Genomic DNA, 16,182 nt, shown 5'->3' on the forward strand with positions numbered 1-16,182 from the left:
GCTTGTTTTTTCATATTGATATTCGATTTCATCATATACATATAATATGCTGATTCACTTGCATAACTTGGCAATCGTAGCCTGTGTAGCCAACTTAAGCAAATCATGATCTGCTCTTTAGATTTCTCTAAAAGCCATAAAAAAAGAGAAGCCTTAATAGCTTCTCTTTTCTAAAGCATGATCTAATCTTAGAAACCAAACATTTTACGTTCTAATGGAATTTCTACACCTACAGAAACTCCATTATCTCGACCATTACGATCTGAGTCTGTTATCCAACCATTAATTTTTAATGGAAGTGTTGGTTTTATATAATGCGTCCAAGTCAGGTCTAATCCTTTAATTGTATCCTTCTCAGGAAAAGCCTGATTGACAGTAAGGCTTAATGGATTCACTTTGGCATAAAGAACACGTCCACTTAAACGATTCATCGTATCAAAGCTGATATTCCCCCCTACTGAATACATTTGACCGTCACCGCCCATAGCATGACCTAATGGAAAACCTTGTTGGTAAAAGCCATCATGATATACATAATGTGTATAAGAAATTCCTGTCTTTTCTCCCAGATTTGTACGAGTGTCAGCCCATTCTGCATACAGTTGATATGGCATATTTTTATAAACTGATGAAAAATCTGTACCTGCAAGATACATCCATTTTGCAGGCAAATAACCTGCTTCATCTTCACCAATCATCTGCCCATATATACTTACAGGGATCTGTAATAAAGGCTGTAAAGATAAACGGGCATCAAATCCACCCAATTGATTTGATGGATCTTCACTACCATCTTGTACATTGTCATGGCCAACTATTGCTTTCCAGAAACGGTCCCAGTTTTCAGAACGATCGCCACCGCCAAATTGTATTGCTCGAGATGCGCCTAATTCTAGATAAGGTAAAGGCTGTGCAGTCAAACGCATGCCCAATAATTTAACCCCTGGATCAGATTCATAATCCTGTAATCGTCCAGCGAATAATTGATATTGCCAAGGTCCAATCCAAGATAACCATTTTGTTTCAAAAGCGTCTTGTACAGCACGTTGCATGGTCACACCATACACAGGACGACTTGCATCTCCACGAATCAAGCTACCATCATGTGCAGGACCCCAATAGGTTGGAACTTGTCCAGCAATCACCCATTGATTCCAGAATTTCCCCGCCAAATATGAACCTTCAACATTTACTTTATGGTTATTCTTAATAAGTAATTTATCTTCTGCATTAACACGGAGTTTAGCATCCCAATTTTCTCCACCTGCATTAAACTCGGCAGAAAGCTGATATTTTGCATTTTGTTGATCAGCAAAAGTATGGGGCATTGCTTTTTGATCAGTTTCAGCAAATACGCCAAGCTTCACAGTTTCATTATCTGCATCTAAAGCATGCTTTACTGAATCCACAACTTTTTGCTGCGCATTATTATTAATTTTTGCCTGAGATAAGGCACGCTGAATTTCATCTCCACTTAATGGCCAGGTTGAGGTGCTGATTTGAATGACACCTTGTTGATTTAACCAGTTTAAATCTGCGCGTAAATTCGCATCATTTAACACTAAACCTTGTGCAAAAACAGCTGAAGAGGCAGCTGCTAATAATGCAATTGAAAGTGTTTTTCTTAGAAACATGTCAGCACAATTCTCAAAGTTATTTATGAGCAACACATTAGTTTTTTTATCAGAACTTTGCAATTGTTAAACTGTGCAATTACATTTTTTAACGCTATTTTAAGATTGGTTTAAATAGGTAAGTTTTTGAGATATAAAAGTAATAAAAAAAGGCAGTATAAATACTGCCTTTTTTGCCTTTAGAGAAGATTAACCTTCTTTACGACGCATGTGCGGGAATAAAATCACATCACGAATACTTGGAGCATCGGCAAATAACATGACCAAACGATCAATACCGATACCTTCACCTGCGGTAGGTGGTAAACCATACTCAAGCGCTTCAACGAATTCTGCATCGTAATGCATTGCTTCATCATCACCAGCATCTTTTTCTGCAACTTGGGCTTGGAAACGCTCAGCCTGATCGATTGGATCATTTAACTCGCTGAAACCATTTGCCAATTCACGACCACCAATGAAAAACTCAAAACGATCAGTAATATGTGGATTATCATCATTACGGCGAGCAAGTGGAGATGTTTCAGCTGGGTATTCAGTAATAAATGTTGGCTGACGAAGTTTGGTTTCAACAGTTTCTTCAAATACAATCGTTTGAAGTTTACCTAAACCAAAACCAGGCTTAACTTGTTCTTTTAACTCTTCACGAATAAATTGAGCAAGGAACTCACGGTCACCAACATTTTCAGGTGTAAACTGTGGATTATTCTCTAAAATCGCATCAGACATAGAGATTTTCTTGAATGGCCCTTTGAAGCTAAACACTTCACCTTGGTAAGGCACATCAGTTGTACCCAAAATATCCAAAGCCAGCTTTTCAAGCATGTTTTCAGTTAATTGCATCAAGTCTTTATAATCAGCATAAGCTTGATAAAACTCGATCATTGTAAATTCAGGGTTGTGACGCGTTGATACCCCTTCATTACGGAAGTTACGGTTAATTTCAAACACACGTTCAAAACCACCAACAACTAAACGTTTTAAATAAAGTTCAGGTGCAATACGCAAGAATAACGGCATATCCAAAGCATTGTGATGTGTTTCAAACGGACGTGCAGACGCACCACCCGGAATCACGTGCATCATTGGCGTTTCAACTTCCATGAAACGTTCATTGTTTAAGAATGCTCGAATACCTGCAACAACTTTGGCACGGATTTCAAAAGTTTTACGTGTTTCTTCATTCACAATTAAGTCAAGGTAACGTTTACGGTACTTAACTTCTGTGTCATTTAAGCCATGGAATTTATCTGGTAAAGGACGAAGAGATTTTGTAAGAAGTTCAAAACCTTCAAGGTGAACATATAGGTCACCTTTTCCTGAGCGTCCGATATAACCTTCGGCAGCAATAATGTCACCAAGATCTAAACCTTTAATGGTCTCAAGAATATCTTTTGGTAAACCTTTACGGTCAACATATAACTGAATACGACCTGTCATATCTTGAATAACCATGAAAGAACCACGGTTTAACATGACACGACCAGCAATTTTCACATAGACATGCTCAGCGCTTTCAATTTGTTCTTTCGACTGATCTTTAAATTGTTCTTGTAGATCAGCAGCGTAATGTTCACGCTTAAACGTATTCGGCCAAGGACTCTTTCCAGTTTCCTTCGCAACATCTTGGATTTGCTTTAATTTGGCATGACGCTGTGCAATTAAATCGTTTTCGGAAATAGTTGGTTCAGAAGTCGATTGAGCGTTTTGTTGCGTCATCTCTGCCTCGATTAAGTAAAAATTAAGTGCTATATCCTAACAGATTGCGGGAGTTTTTCGAATGATTTCAATCAAACAAAAATGAAAAAAGACAATTTTATAGAACAAAACACTACTTTTTAAAGGCAAAATGACTTAGACCAATCGCTAAGATCATTTTTTAAAGCATTTAGTAAAATATAAAAAAATCCAAATAACCTCGATATTCGAAAGGCCCTATTTGCCTTTTATTTTATCAATGAGATTGTGTCGTAAATAATGAAAATTCTATTTTTACATGGCTTGGATTCGTCCCGTGAATCGACAAAGTTCCATGCCATTTTACATCCTGAAAAATTTTGTATTGACGTCGATTATCGTAACTTAAGTTATGCATCTGTTGAGTACTTTTACCATCAGGCGATTCAGACGATCAAACCAGATCTATTGGTGGGCCATAGCATTGGAGGCTACTGGGCACTAAAAACTGCTGCTCAACATAAATTAGCTGTGATTGTGGCAAATCCAAGTCTTACACCTAATTTTCGGGAAGACTACCCTCAGCTTTCTGAAGAGGAACTCACTCTCTCTAATCCTAAAATGGCCTATTTAGAATTAGGAGATGAGCAACTGGATATGTATCAGGTTCAAGAAAAACTTGCACCCTACATGAATATTGAAACGTTTGAAGGTGGACATCATCGTTTGGCCTATCCTTCTCGAATTAATGATCTGATTATAAAAATTTATAAAAAATATTTGGCTTAGATTTATATCGTTTGATTATAGAAAAAATGGTTTATAGGTGAATAAAAGAAGCTCTATTTTGCTTCTGCCATTTTTTTAACCACATCAAAACCTTGAACGAAGCCACTTTTCAACATGCCCATATATTCAGGTAAGGTGGCCAATTCAACTTTTAAGGTGGTTATATTATCTTTTTGGCTTAGAAAATATTTTTCTAAGGAACCACTCCAACCTTTAACCTCTTCACTTTCTAAATCTTCTTTACCCTCCTTAATCATGCCTAAATGTTTAAAAATCAATATTTCCGGTTTTTGCATTTGTTCAATGGTAGAAACCATCCCATTGCCTTCACCATCAAGAAAATAAGTTTTACCACCTACTTGCCAGTCAGTACGCATAGAAGAATCTGGTGCAAAGAATTTCGTCCAAGCGTTATATGTCTCGCTATTCCAAAGTATGTCCCACACTTTTTCTATAGGAGCATCAATTTCCACTTCATATACTAAATTTTCCATATTTCACTTCCCTGATTTATACCGTCTTAAATGACAGCAAATTTTAATTTTCGGTTTTAATCATGACATTCTGGAGCGTCGTAGTTTGTTGTTATTTAGCTTTCAAATGAGATGAATCTTTTAAATGATTAGACACTCTTTATTTCATAATATTTTCAAAAATAAAATTAATTATAAGAATGCATTAGTTATTATTCGTTTATGGCGAAGTTTTGCCTAAATAACCAGTTATTTGTCCTAACCTGCCATTCATCTTTGCTTACGAATGATTAAACTCCGTTATTTACTTTACTTTGAATGTAGAACTGCGTAAAAATTTGATATCCGATCAAAGGCACATTGGTTATTATTGACCGGATCGTAGTTACATTATTAATAGATGGAATAGTTTTACTGAAAGGCAGCTTTGAGCAAACTTATCAGTGCGGAGAGTCTCATGAAAAAATATCAATGTATCGTTTGTGGATGGATTTATGACGAAGCGGAAGGTTGGCCACAAGACGGCATTGCAGCTGGAACAAAATGGGAAGATATTCCTGATGACTGGACTTGCCCTGATTGCGGCGTTTCAAAAGCTGACTTCGAAATGATCGAAATCTAAGAACATAAAGTAAAAGGCCATGATAGACATGGTCTTTTTTACGAATATTACCAATCACCGTATTAAATAAATAATTCTAACTCTGGAGAAAAAAATGCATCCTATCGTCATTATCGGATCAGGCATGGCGGGTTATACCTTAGCACGTGAGTTCCGTAAGCTTAGCCCAGAGCAAGAACTTGTGATGATTTGTGCGGATGATGCAGTGAACTATGCAAAGCCAACATTATCAAATGCATTTGCAGGTAAAAAAGCACCTGAACAAATTCCTTTAGGCGATGCTGCTAAAATGGGTACTCAACTCAATATGCGTATTGAACCTTTTACTTTTGTAAAAGAGATTTTAGCTGAACACCATGAACTTGTTTTAGAAAAAGATGGTGTAACGTCAAAGCAACCCTATTCAAAACTGATTTTAGCTGTGGGTGCTAACCCAATTCGCCTTGCAATTGCAGGTGATGGTAGTAATGACATTCATGTTGTGAACTCATTGATTGATTACCGCGCTTTCCGTGAAAATCTAGCTCAGCGTAAAGATAAACGTGTTGTTATTTTGGGTGCTGGTTTAATTGGTTGTGAATTTGCCAATGACTTACTTCATAGTGAATATGACATCACTGTGATTGATTTGGCTCCGCAACCATTGGGTCGTTTACTTCCAGGACATATTGCTTCTGCTTTCCAGCAAAATCTTGAGGAAGCAGGAGTAAAATTTGCACTTGGAACTACGGTTGAAAAAGTAAGCAAAATTAATAATGGCGAAGATTATGCGATAACACTCGCAAACGGACAAACATTGGTTGCGGACCTTGTTCTTTCTGCAATTGGTTTACAGCCAAATATTTCACTTGCTAAAAGTGCAGATATTCAAACAAGCCGTGGAATTATTACCAATGGTTTACTGGAAACAAATCAAGCAGACATCTATGCAATTGGGGATTGTGCAGAGGTAAATGGTACTTTACTGCCATATGTAATGCCGATTATGCAACAAGCTCGTGCCCTCGCGAAGACACTCAGTGGACAACAAACTGCTGTGCACTACCCTGCTATGCCAGTTGCAGTAAAAACGCCAGCTGCTCCACTTACAGTTTTGCCAGCTCCAGTTGATGCGGAAGTGAACTGGGAAACAGAAGAGTTCGACGATGGTATGCTTGCCAAAGCAATTGACAATGAAGGAACATTGCGTGGTTTTGTATTGTTAGGTGCAACCGCAGGTAAACAACGCTTAACTTTAACAAAGCTTGTTCCAGATCTTATTCCAGCCCAAGCATAAGGTTTGTATCAGGAATACTCACTTAGAGAGTATTCCTTTAAGGAATGAATAACATGAATAGCGCCTTACAGTTTAACATTTCACCTTACACATCTTTCATGCAAGAAACCAAAGTCAACTTAGGCAATGGAATTGAATTACATGTAGAAGTTGGTGGAAAACCAGAACATCCAACCATTTTGCTTATTATGGGTCTTGGTGCCCAAATGCTTTTTTGGCCAGATTTCTTCTGTAAATCGCTGATTGATCAAGGATTTCGTGTTATTCGTTTTGATAACCGTGATATTGGCCTTTCTTCGAAAGTACGTCATGAAGGTAAACGCTTAAATACTGTCAAATTGATGGGCCGCTTTGCATTAGGGCTAACTAATCAGGGTGCACCTTATACGCTGCATGATATGGCAGACGATGTGTCTATGCTTATTGATCGTTTAGGCGTGAGCAAAGCACATGTGATTGGTGCATCAATGGGTGGAATGATTGCTCAAATTCTTGCAGCAAAATATCCAGAAAAGGTTGAGAAGTTAGGGCTTATGTTTACAAGCAATAACCAGCCCTTTTTACCACCACCTTTTCCGAAACAACTTTTGAGTTTAATTGGCAAACCCGAGACACGTGACGAAGAAGGTATTGTTAACCACAGTTTAAAACTATTTCAATTGATTGGTTCACCTGGTTATATCAACCAGATTGAAGCAATACAAACTGCGCGTAAGCTTTATCAACGTAGCTACTATCCTGCTGGTGTACTTCAGCAGTTTTTAGCAATATTATGTACAGGCTCCTTACTTCAACTGGACCGTGAAATTAAGCAACCCGCATTAGTCTTACATGGCTCTCGCGATCGCTTACTTCCACCTAGCCACGGTAAGGCTGTAGCAAAAGCAATTTCCGGTGCTAAGTTTGAATTAATTGATGGAATGGGGCATGATATCCCTGCACATTTTATTCCACAGCTTAGCGGTTTATTTGCGCATCATTTTAAATCATCAGACTAGGACACTATGGCTGCATTACCCTCACTAAGACAGCTATCATATTTAGTTACGTTGTCGGAAACTTTGCATTTTACTGAAGCAGCACGCCGCTCTTTTGTCACTCAATCGACGTTATCAGGCGGCATCATGGAGCTTGAACGTTTATTAGGTGGCGTTCTGGTAGAACGTGATCGTCAGAATGTGCGTTTAACACCTTTAGGTGAACAAGTCGTTGCTCGTGCCCGTGTACTACTAGCAGATGCTCAAGATTTAATGCGTTTGAGCCGTGAAATGAGTGAGCCGTTAACGGGTGATTTGCACTTGGGTGTTATTCCAACCATTGCACCTTTTATCCTGACACGCTTACTTAATGAAGTGCATCAGCAGCTACCTAAAATTCAGCTGCATTTACATGAAGCACAAAGTGAAAAAATTGTAGAGCGTCTGGAACACGGTAATCTAGACATGATCGTTCTTGCTCTACCGTTTGACACTAGAGGTCTAAAAGTCGCTGAAATTTCGAAAGAAAATTTGTACCTTGTATGTAGTAAACAAGATACAAATGCTCTTCAAGCAAATTCTCTAGATGATCTTGATTTATCAAGATTAATTTTGCTTGAAGAAGGCCACTGTTTACGTGACCACGTTTTAAGTGCATGCCCTATCGGTGAGCGTAAAAACGACAACCGTTTAAAAGCAAGTTCTTTACCAACGTTAGTTGAAATGGTTTCTTCTGATTTAGGCTTTACGCTTTTACCAGAAATTGCAATTGAAAATAGTATGATCAAGTTTAATGATCAGATTACTGCAAAACCAATTGAAGATGCTCCGAGCCGTACTTTAGCTTTAGTGACTCGTAAAAGTACACCATTGCAAAGTGAGTTCGATGTATTACTGCAAATTATGCAGAAGATCACCACAAGAATACATGAATAAAAAAAGGAGTCTTCGGACTCCTTTTTATTTTATTGCGGCGTTAAAGATGCCCACTTAAACACCCAAGCAGATGGCATATTCAAACTATTATCAGCAATAATTTTTTCTCTAATAATTTGTGCAATGGCATAATCATTTGCAGGGTCTACCATAACTCGTATTCCTTTAGTCGTTGCACTCGTTACAACCTTGTACCCTTTTGCTTCTAACTGCGACTGAAGCGTACTTGCCTTATTTTGATTAGCAGCTAGCGCCACTTGTACCATCCATTTCTTTTCACCATTTTCTAAAATTTCTTTAGCGACAGCTGTATCAAGTTGCTTTTTACTCTCAAAATTTTTCTTTTCTTCTACTTTCTTGGTGCGGGTATCTTCAATTTTCTTTTGGGCTACAAACTCATCTTGTTTTGGTTTTCTTTTTTGGATGATTATTTTTTTATTTTTCTCTCCACTTTTATTAGCTTTTTCATTAGATGAGTTTACAAAATAAGGATATATCGCTTGATCATCAAACCTTTGAAATACGATGATATCTCCATAACACTTCTGATCAGCATAGGCGGTCACTGGTATTATCCCCAAAAGTATTTTAATAAGTAAACTTCTAATAAAGCATTGCATCTTATTCATTTACCAAAGTTAAGTATATTTAATGCGGCGTATTAAAGTAGATTTCTCGTGATTTGTATATTTTTAAAATTCAATGTTTTATGTAAAAAATCACATATTTTCAAAACATATTGCAGTGCTTCAAATTATTATCGTTTATCCAGCAACCATTTAGAAAAACTAACTAAATTACTTTGAATTTCAGTCAATTAAAAAAGCCGACAAAATGTCGGCTTTTATTTAATCTTATGAACTCATTATTTAATGATTTCCAATAATGCCCTTTGTGCATTATGCAATTTTTCACCCTCTGCTGGCTCAGCACGAATCCAAGTACCATCACCTTGTAGCAGCCATGCTTGTTGATTATCTTGTAAGTAGTTCACCAAACCTTGTTGATAAATACGTTTTTTCAACGCAGGGTCTTCAACAGGGAAACACGCTTCTACACGATTAAATAAATTACGGTCCATCCAGTCTGCACTTGAACAATAAATACGTGCATCGCCATTATTACTGAAGTAATAAACGCGAGTATGCTCAAGGAAACGCCCTACAATTGAACGCACTCGAATGTTTTCTGATAAGTTAGGCAAACCTGGACGTAAACAGCAAATCGAACGGATAATCAGGTCAATCTGTACACCCGCTTGAGAAGCTTCGTACAATTTATTGATTAACTGGACTTCGGTTAATGCATTTACTTTAACAATAATTTGAGCTTTACGTCCTGCTTTAGCATTAGCAATTTCTTCATCAATAAAGTTAATGAGCTGAGCATGTAAGGTAAATGGTGCATGTAATAGCTTTTTCAATTTCGCCATTTTGCCCATACCGGTCAATTCTTGGAATATACGGTGTACATCTTCACACAGATCTTTATCCGTGGTCATGAGACCATAATCCGTATAAATTCGCGCATTCGTCGCATGGTAGTTACCCGTTCCTAAATGAACGTAACGTACCAATTTATTATTTTCACGGCGCACAACCATGATCATTTTGGCGTGAGTTTTATAACCGACTATGCCGTAAACAACAACTGCCCCAGCCTCTTGTAAAACGTTCGCTACTTCAATATTTGATTCTTCATCAAAGCGAGCACGTAATTCAATAACTGCAATAACTTCTTTTCCATTACGTGCTGCTTCAGCCAAAATTTGCACAATTTCAGAATCAGCACCACTACGATATAACGTCTGCTTAATTGCTAATACTTGCGGATCACGTGCAGATTCGCGTAGCAATTGAATAACTGGTGCAAAAGACTCAAACGGATGATGCAGTAAAATATCCTGTTTTTGCATTGCCGAGAAAATACTCTCGGTCTTTTTAAACACTTTAGGCACAACCGGCGTATGCGAGTCATAACGCAAATGAGGACGTTTAAAATTTGAAACCAGACGCGCTAAATTTACTGGACCATCAACTTTATATAATTGCTCATCAGTTAAATCGAACTCTTCAAGTAAGTACTCATAAATATGCTGTGGGCAGTTATGGGTTACTTCCAAACGAACTGCACGGCCAAAACGTCGAGAACTTAATTCACCTTTTAATGCTTTAGCTAAGTCTTCAACATCTTCATTCAGGGCTAAGTCTGCATTACGTGTAACACGGAATTGATAACATCCAGTTGCTGTCATTCCAGGGAATAAATCAGACACATGTTCATGGATAATTGCCGATAACATCACGTGATGTTCTTTACCACCAGTTAATTCGTCTGGTAGGCGTACAACGCGTGGTAATGAACGTGGCGCAGGCACAACAGCCAAATCAATTTGACGACCAAAAGCATCTTTACCTTCAAGCGTAATAATGAAGTTCAAGCTTTTATTAACAAGTCGAGGAAATGGATGTGCTGGATCTAGACTAATTGGAGTTAATACAGGTGCAACTTGTTCCTGAAAATATTTTTTTACCCAAGCAGACTGGGCTGGAGTTAACTCACCACGACGTAGGAAGCAAATATCTTCTTCACGTAGTTTAGGTAAAATTTGCTCATTTAAAATACGATATTGACGCTCAATCGCAGCATGAGCTGTTTCAGATATTTTTTGTAAAACCTGTCTTGGCGTAAGACCGTCAGGGCTACGGCTTTCATTGCCTAGAGAGAATTGTTCCATCACTCCTGCAACACGAATTTCAAAGAATTCATCGAGATTACGAGAAAAAATGAGCAAAAAATTCATTCGCTCAAGCAATGGATGTAAAGGGTCTACCGCTTGCTCTAATACACGCAAATGGAAGTCAAGAATAGACAATTCACGATTGATATAACGGTCATTATAACTATATTCTATTGGGGTCGTTGCTGTAATCGCTGTATTCATGTCTAACTCTATTCTCTATCCAGCCAAAATCTCTATAAACCAGTATGCTGCAAAAATATGACAATTTGGTAAAAACCAAAAAAATAATACATCTTTAAAACAGCATTATTCAGGAATTTGGGTGCTATTCATATAACGTAAAATAACGCGTTTTCGATATTGTAGTTTATGATCGTTACGGTGATCTTGATAATATTTCGGATCAGGCAATAATGCGGCTAAGAAAGCAGCTTGCTCACGCGTTAAGCTTTTAGCACTTTTACCATAATAATATTGAGAAGCCGCTTCAATACCATATAGATTCTTTCCAAACTCTACCGAATTCATATACACCTCAAGAATTCGGTGTTTTGTCCACATCCGCTCCATCATCCAAGTCGCGACAGTCTCTTGGCCTTTACGAATAAATGAACGCTTATTATATAAGAATAAGTTCTTTGCAAGTTGTTGAGATACGGTAGAACCACCAGCAACAACTTCACCCTCCTCATTATTACGCTCAAGGGCAAAACGAATACCCTGCCAGTCGAACCCATGATGATGAATAAATTTTGCATCTTCACCGGCTAAAATTGCATGTTTGAAATTATCGCTAATATCATCATAGTTACGCCATTCATGAATGATTGGCTCAGAAGTATCAGACCAATAATCAATTCGCATGAACATGGTTGTATCTACATCATGCGTACGCCACCAGACCAAACTCGAAAAAATCCAAAGTTGAATAAGGAGAATCGCCCCAATAAAAATTAACAACACGCGAACAATAAAAGCTTTCATGTTCGTCTTGATCTCCTGTATTCAACTTTTTTCATGTTAAGCTGTAAAGCATGTTCATATATAACAAAAGCATAGCATGACTCAATATCAGCCTCCGCACATTAATCGTAAACTCAATGTACAAACTTGGTGGCTGACCGCCCTGCTCATCACAATTAACGTAGGTTTGTTTGTCTGGCAAATTCTATCTGGCGTCGATATTAGCGATCCAGCCATGAAAGATGCTATTCATTGGGGAGCTGATTTTACACCACTTACTTTTTCTGGACAGCCCGAACGCTTATTTACCAGCATGTTTTTTCATTTTGGTTTAGTTCATCTCATGTTAAATATGTGGGCCTTATATATTTTTGGTAATGTCGCTGAAGCTTTATTTGGTCGGTTATATTTTATTGGTCTGTATTTACTTGCTGGCTTATTCGGTAGTCTTCTCAGTAGCTATATGACCATTCAAAATGGACATGTATTACTGCAACATTTTGATCAGAGCTTACTTCCCCATGTCAGTGCAGGTGCTTCAGGCGCCGTGATGGGATTAGGTGCTGCGTTAACAGTACTTTCCTTATTTCCACCACTGCCTCATCAAGCTTACATACTCGATAAAAAAGCATTATTAATGGTTATGGCAATCAACCTTATTTTTGGTTTTGTCGCAACTGGCATTAATAATGCCGCACATATTGGCGGCATGATGATTGGAACATTGCTTGCACTGATGTGGTACTTAAGCTATGTCAGCAAGTTAAAAAATACGCTCAAAATTTTAGGATTATTAGGCGCAGTAATCATTACAGGTGGTTTTTATATGTACTGTATACAACTCAACGCACCTTTGCTTCCGTTATGGCATGAAATCATCATCCAAAATCCTGGAATTATTCCCTAATTTAAATCTGGTTTAGCTCGCGTAAACTTTGTAATGGCGGTAAGTTACACAAGTAACCTAGTCGATATCGACCAATCAACGCGCAAACCAGCATCATGCCAAGGGGTAAAATCAGCCATATTTCATAATGCCACTGTATTGCCATATTCATTTTATAACTAGCAATCGCACTAATCACTTCTGCAAAACAGCAGGCTACTATGCCTGCTAACAATCCCAAAAAACCAATCTCAAAACTAAGCATCTGCTTCATTTTATTTTTAGATAAACCAAATGAGCGTAGTAAAGCAACCTCACGGCGTCGCTCGTCCATTAATAGGTTTAAACATGCAATCAGTACTAATACGCCTGAAAACCCGACTAAGGCAGCTAATACAGTCACAATTTTGACCAAAACATTCATTAAGCGTTTTACTTCATCCAAGATTCGATCAACATCAATAAATACTGTATTTGAAAATTGCTGAATAATGTTGATCATTTTGGGTTGGTCTTGCTTGGGTACATAAAAACTACCCAAATAACTTCCAGCATTTTCGTCTAAGGTTTTAGGTGAAAAAATAAAGAAAAAGTTAGGGTTGAAGCTTTCCCATTCTACGCTGCGAAAATTCACAACTTTAGCTTGTAACGTACCTTCTGGCAGACCAAAGGTCAGTTTGTCTCCAATTTGGATTCCTAAACTTTCGGCAGTTTTACTTTCGACTGAAACTTGCCCCACGCCATTAAACTGGGTTTGTCCTTTTGTAATGGCATTGTCATTCGGTAATTGATCCGATTGCGTCAGATTTAACTCACGGCGCAAAGAATTATTTTGTTTTATGGCTTCTTCTGAAAAAGGCACATCATTCTTTGCTACCATTCGGCCTCGGATATTTGGATAGAGCGGCGTGCTTTGCCAACCATGTAACTTTAATTGTTGCTCAAAAGGTTTTAAATCGAATGGAGGTAAACCATATACAAATTGATTAGGAGTCCCTTCAGGAAGCTGTTGCTGCCAACGCTGTAATAAATCCGTCCTTAATACACTAAGTACCGTAATGAGGCTTAAGCCTAAAGCCAATGCAGTAATTTGTAAGGCACTTTGTGAGGGCGAACGAATATAAAAAGACAAACGATTTTTCATCTTTTTTAAACTACGAAGCAATAGCCAAACAACGATATACAGCAAAATACAAAGAACAATAATCGCAGCCAGAACCATAATGCTGAGCATCAAGTTTTCACTCAACACCAAACTAAAGACAATCAGGCTACTAATACCAGCAAAAAACATAAAGAATAAAGATTTACGAGATTTGGCTTCTTCGCGAATTACCCGAATTGGAGGCGTATTTAAAAGCTCCCAAATACTTGGCAAAATAAAACCGAGCAGCACAATCACACTCGTAAAAATAGCGATTGGTAAAGGCCCAAGTAAAAGTGGTATTAGCGAAAAACTTAACTCTAATTGAGGAATTAATTGCAGCATAAGTTGCAGCAATCCATACCCCATGACTAAACCTAATAGGCTGCCCATCACAATTGAAATCGTACTGACAATACCAAGCAATCCAATATAGGCCCATAAAATTTGGAACTTACTGGCTCCTAAGCATCTGAGAAGTGCAATATGATCTTGGTTTTGCTGAACATATCTTTGACTCGTTAAAGCGATGGCAATTCCACACAACAAAATCGTTAAAATATTGGCTAATTGCAAAAAGGTATCTAGGTTTTCAAGTGGGCGTAATAACCGACTATTTGATTCACTCGCATCACGTAAACGCAAACCTGCCGTTTCATCTGGTTCTTTAGAAGGTTGATGCTGTTGCTTAAATTGCTTTGAAAATGCCTGAACTTGTTCAGGTTGACCAGACATTAACAGTCGATAATCGATTCTACTGCCAGTTTGAATTGCATGAGTTTTGGCAATATCAGCTTGATGAATAATAACCGTTGGAGAAAAACCTGAAAAACCGAGTTCCTGATTTGAATCACGCACAATCACGCCACTAAAACGAAAGGTACCATCGGCAATAGAAACAGTATCTCCCCTTTTTACTTTTAGTAAGTCCGCTGCTCTTTGACTTAGCCAAACTTCACCAGATTGAATCGCTTGAGTTTTTGGCGCAATTTCAAGCTGTCCTCTTAGTGGAAATGCAGGTTCTATCGCTTTTACATTGACCATGACAAACTGATCTTGGGTATGCGCCATCGAACTAAACATGGTCACATTGGTTTGTTTCAGACCCAACTGCTCTGCCCTTTTTTTCCACGACTGTTCGATAGGTTCATTATTCGACAGAACTAAATCAGCACCCAACATTTGCGAAGCTTGTAAACTGACAGCATTTTTCACTTGGTCATTACTAAATTTCAGGGCTGTGGTTGCACTAATCGCAAGCGATAGAGCAATGATCAGTAGATATAATCCACCCGTACGAAAACTTTGTAGGAAGAGCGGTTTTAAAAGATTACGCATAATTTAACCACCCTGTACTGTCTTTAGTCGGCCATCATCTAACTCAACATGACGCTGACAAAGGGTTGCTAAATTACGATCATGGGTCACTAAAATCAGAGTCGTACCTAACTCTCGATTTAAATCAAAGAGCAAACTTTCAATTTCTTGTGCTGTCTGACCATCTAAGTTTCCAGTAGGCTCATCCGCAAAAATAATTTGTGGTTCTGCAATAAGAGCTCGTGCAATCGCCACACGTTGTTGCTCCCCTCCAGATAAGACTTTAGGTGTTTGTTCAACTTGTCGACTAAGACCTACTCGATGCAACCAATCTAAAGCTTTTTTCTCGGCGGTTTTATAATCAAAATCCTTACGTAATCGTAAGGGCAACATTACATTTTCAAGCGCACTCAACTGAGGTAAAAGTTGAAAAGACTGAAATACGAAACCAATATGCTGCATTCTGATTTGGGCACGTTGTTCCTCTGTTAATTGATGAACAGCTTGACCGCACAACCAAACTTCACCTTCAGATGGTTGATCTAAAGTTGCCAAAATTCCCAGTAATGTTGATTTACCTGAGCCAGAACGCCCAGTAATTGCCACCTGCTCCCCTTCAAAAATCTCTAAATCGATATCTTTTAAAATCGTAAACTGATTTTGGTTAATCTGAATAGTTTGTGTAACTTGATGGGCAGCAATGATGGGTTGTGGCATGATGTAAAAAGTCCTATGTATTCAGAAT

The 16,182-nt window shown here is 38.1% G+C and carries 15 protein-coding genes; 7 read left to right on the forward strand and 8 right to left on the reverse strand.

Going from position 1 to position 16,182, the window contains the following annotated elements:
* Positions 1 to 188: 188 nt before the first annotated feature.
* Positions 189 to 1,634 (reverse strand): capsule assembly Wzi family protein, encoded by a 1,446-nt coding sequence (locus WA249_RS13495; RefSeq protein WP_336169412.1) that lies wholly within the window; start codon positions 1,632 to 1,634, stop codon positions 189 to 191.
* 189 nt (positions 1,635 to 1,823) lie between these two features.
* Positions 1,824 to 3,353 carry a lysine--tRNA ligase gene (lysS, locus tag WA249_RS13500; protein WP_016138915.1) on the reverse strand — a complete coding sequence of 510 codons (1,530 nt, stop codon included), beginning with the start codon at positions 3,351 to 3,353 and terminating at the stop codon, positions 1,824 to 1,826.
* A gap of 258 nt (positions 3,354 to 3,611) precedes the next feature.
* On the opposite strand from lysS, the gene WA249_RS13505 reads away from it, so the two are divergent.
* Entirely contained in the window at positions 3,612 to 4,100 is a 489-nt protein-coding gene (locus WA249_RS13505) for a YqiA/YcfP family alpha/beta fold hydrolase (protein WP_042898226.1), read from the forward strand.
* 53 nt (positions 4,101 to 4,153) lie between these two features.
* Here the strand turns inward: WA249_RS13505 and WA249_RS13510 are convergent, their stop codons facing one another.
* On the reverse strand, positions 4,154 to 4,594 hold the full coding sequence (locus WA249_RS13510) for an SRPBCC family protein (RefSeq protein ID WP_336169415.1): 441 nt from the start codon (positions 4,592 to 4,594) through the stop codon (positions 4,154 to 4,156).
* A 436-nt stretch (positions 4,595 to 5,030) separates the two neighbouring features.
* Here WA249_RS13510 and rubA point away from each other — a divergent pair, with 436 nt between their 5' ends.
* The 4 genes from rubA to oxyR all read left to right on the forward strand — a co-directional run bounded on the left by rubA (position 5,031) and on the right by oxyR (position 8,384).
* Positions 5,031 to 5,195, forward strand: coding sequence for a rubredoxin RubA (gene rubA, locus WA249_RS13515; protein WP_000760495.1), 165 nt, complete (start codon positions 5,031 to 5,033; stop codon positions 5,193 to 5,195).
* 94 nt (positions 5,196 to 5,289) lie between these two features.
* A complete protein-coding gene (gene rubB, locus WA249_RS13520; RefSeq protein WP_336169416.1) occupies positions 5,290 to 6,471 on the forward strand; it encodes a rubredoxin reductase RubB in 1,182 nt (393 codons plus the stop codon).
* A gap of 53 nt (positions 6,472 to 6,524) precedes the next feature.
* Positions 6,525 to 7,469: an esterase EstB gene (gene estB, locus WA249_RS13525; RefSeq protein ID WP_336169417.1), complete on the forward strand. Its 945-nt coding sequence runs from the start codon at positions 6,525 to 6,527 to the stop codon at positions 7,467 to 7,469.
* 6 nt (positions 7,470 to 7,475) lie between these two features.
* Complete coding sequence (gene oxyR / locus WA249_RS13530; protein WP_003653052.1) at positions 7,476 to 8,384, forward strand: LysR family transcriptional regulator OxyR; 909 nt, start codon at positions 7,476 to 7,478, stop codon at positions 8,382 to 8,384.
* A 29-nt stretch (positions 8,385 to 8,413) separates the two neighbouring features.
* Here the strand turns inward: oxyR and WA249_RS13535 are convergent, their stop codons facing one another.
* Positions 8,414 to 9,004, reverse strand: coding sequence for an SPOR domain-containing protein (locus tag WA249_RS13535; protein ID WP_336169545.1), 591 nt, complete (start codon positions 9,002 to 9,004; stop codon positions 8,414 to 8,416).
* Positions 9,005 to 9,061: 57 nt separating this feature from the next.
* Between WA249_RS13535 and WA249_RS13540 the strand changes: the two genes are divergently transcribed.
* The gene (locus WA249_RS13540; protein WP_081399186.1) at positions 9,062 to 9,190 is read left to right on the forward strand and encodes a hypothetical protein; all 129 of its coding nucleotides are present in this window, start codon (positions 9,062 to 9,064) and stop codon (positions 9,188 to 9,190) included.
* Between the two features lie 59 nt (positions 9,191 to 9,249).
* Here the strand turns inward: WA249_RS13540 and ppk1 are convergent, their stop codons facing one another.
* Positions 9,250 to 11,328: a polyphosphate kinase 1 gene (gene ppk1 / locus WA249_RS13545; protein WP_016138921.1), complete on the reverse strand. Its 2,079-nt coding sequence runs from the start codon at positions 11,326 to 11,328 to the stop codon at positions 9,250 to 9,252.
* Positions 11,329 to 11,433: 105 nt separating this feature from the next.
* Complete coding sequence (gene mtgA / locus WA249_RS13550; RefSeq protein ID WP_336169419.1) at positions 11,434 to 12,111, reverse strand: monofunctional biosynthetic peptidoglycan transglycosylase; 678 nt, start codon at positions 12,109 to 12,111, stop codon at positions 11,434 to 11,436.
* A 76-nt stretch (positions 12,112 to 12,187) separates the two neighbouring features.
* Between mtgA and WA249_RS13555 the strand changes: the two genes are divergently transcribed.
* The gene (locus tag WA249_RS13555; protein WP_336169421.1) at positions 12,188 to 12,997 is read left to right on the forward strand and encodes a rhomboid family intramembrane serine protease; all 810 of its coding nucleotides are present in this window, start codon (positions 12,188 to 12,190) and stop codon (positions 12,995 to 12,997) included.
* A 1-nt stretch (position 12,998) separates the two neighbouring features.
* On the opposite strand, the gene WA249_RS13560 is transcribed toward WA249_RS13555, so the two are convergent.
* Both WA249_RS13560 and WA249_RS13565 read right to left on the reverse strand, forming a co-directional pair.
* Positions 12,999 to 15,458, reverse strand: a complete 2,460-nt coding sequence (locus WA249_RS13560; protein ID WP_336169422.1) for an ABC transporter permease — start codon at positions 15,456 to 15,458, stop codon at positions 12,999 to 13,001.
* 3 nt (positions 15,459 to 15,461) lie between these two features.
* The gene (locus WA249_RS13565; protein ID WP_005802976.1) at positions 15,462 to 16,154 is read right to left on the reverse strand and encodes an ABC transporter ATP-binding protein; all 693 of its coding nucleotides are present in this window, start codon (positions 16,152 to 16,154) and stop codon (positions 15,462 to 15,464) included.
* Between the last annotated feature and the right edge of the window lie 28 nt (positions 16,155 to 16,182).

The sequence above is a fragment of the Acinetobacter sp. 161(2023) genome, assembly GCF_037027805.1.
GTDB lineage: Bacteria > Pseudomonadota > Gammaproteobacteria > Pseudomonadales > Moraxellaceae > Acinetobacter.

Excerpts from the sequence above, each read along its gene's own strand:
- WA249_RS13495 (WP_336169412.1), bottom strand. The coding sequence starts at position 1,634 with ATGTTTCTAAGAAAAACACTTTCAATTGCATTATTAGCAGCTGCCTCT.
- lysS (WP_016138915.1), bottom strand. The coding sequence starts at position 3,353 with ATGACGCAACAAAACGCTCAATCGACTTCTGAACCAACTATTTCCGAA.
- WA249_RS13505 (WP_042898226.1), top strand. The coding sequence starts at position 3,612 with ATGAAAATTCTATTTTTACATGGCTTGGATTCGTCCCGTGAATCGACA.
- WA249_RS13510 (WP_336169415.1), bottom strand. The coding sequence starts at position 4,594 with ATGGAAAATTTAGTATATGAAGTGGAAATTGATGCTCCTATAGAAAAA.
- rubA (WP_000760495.1), top strand. The coding sequence starts at position 5,031 with ATGAAAAAATATCAATGTATCGTTTGTGGATGGATTTATGACGAAGCG.
- rubB (WP_336169416.1), top strand. The coding sequence starts at position 5,290 with ATGCATCCTATCGTCATTATCGGATCAGGCATGGCGGGTTATACCTTA.
- estB (WP_336169417.1), top strand. The coding sequence starts at position 6,525 with ATGAATAGCGCCTTACAGTTTAACATTTCACCTTACACATCTTTCATG.
- oxyR (WP_003653052.1), top strand. The coding sequence starts at position 7,476 with ATGGCTGCATTACCCTCACTAAGACAGCTATCATATTTAGTTACGTTG.
- WA249_RS13535 (WP_336169545.1), bottom strand. The coding sequence starts at position 9,004 with ATGCAATGCTTTATTAGAAGTTTACTTATTAAAATACTTTTGGGGATA.
- ppk1 (WP_016138921.1), bottom strand. The coding sequence starts at position 11,328 with ATGAATACAGCGATTACAGCAACGACCCCAATAGAATATAGTTATAAT.
- mtgA (WP_336169419.1), bottom strand. The coding sequence starts at position 12,111 with ATGAAAGCTTTTATTGTTCGCGTGTTGTTAATTTTTATTGGGGCGATT.
- WA249_RS13555 (WP_336169421.1), top strand. The coding sequence starts at position 12,188 with ATGACTCAATATCAGCCTCCGCACATTAATCGTAAACTCAATGTACAA.
- WA249_RS13560 (WP_336169422.1), bottom strand. The coding sequence starts at position 15,458 with ATGCGTAATCTTTTAAAACCGCTCTTCCTACAAAGTTTTCGTACGGGT.
- WA249_RS13565 (WP_005802976.1), bottom strand. The coding sequence starts at position 16,154 with ATGCCACAACCCATCATTGCTGCCCATCAAGTTACACAAACTATTCAG.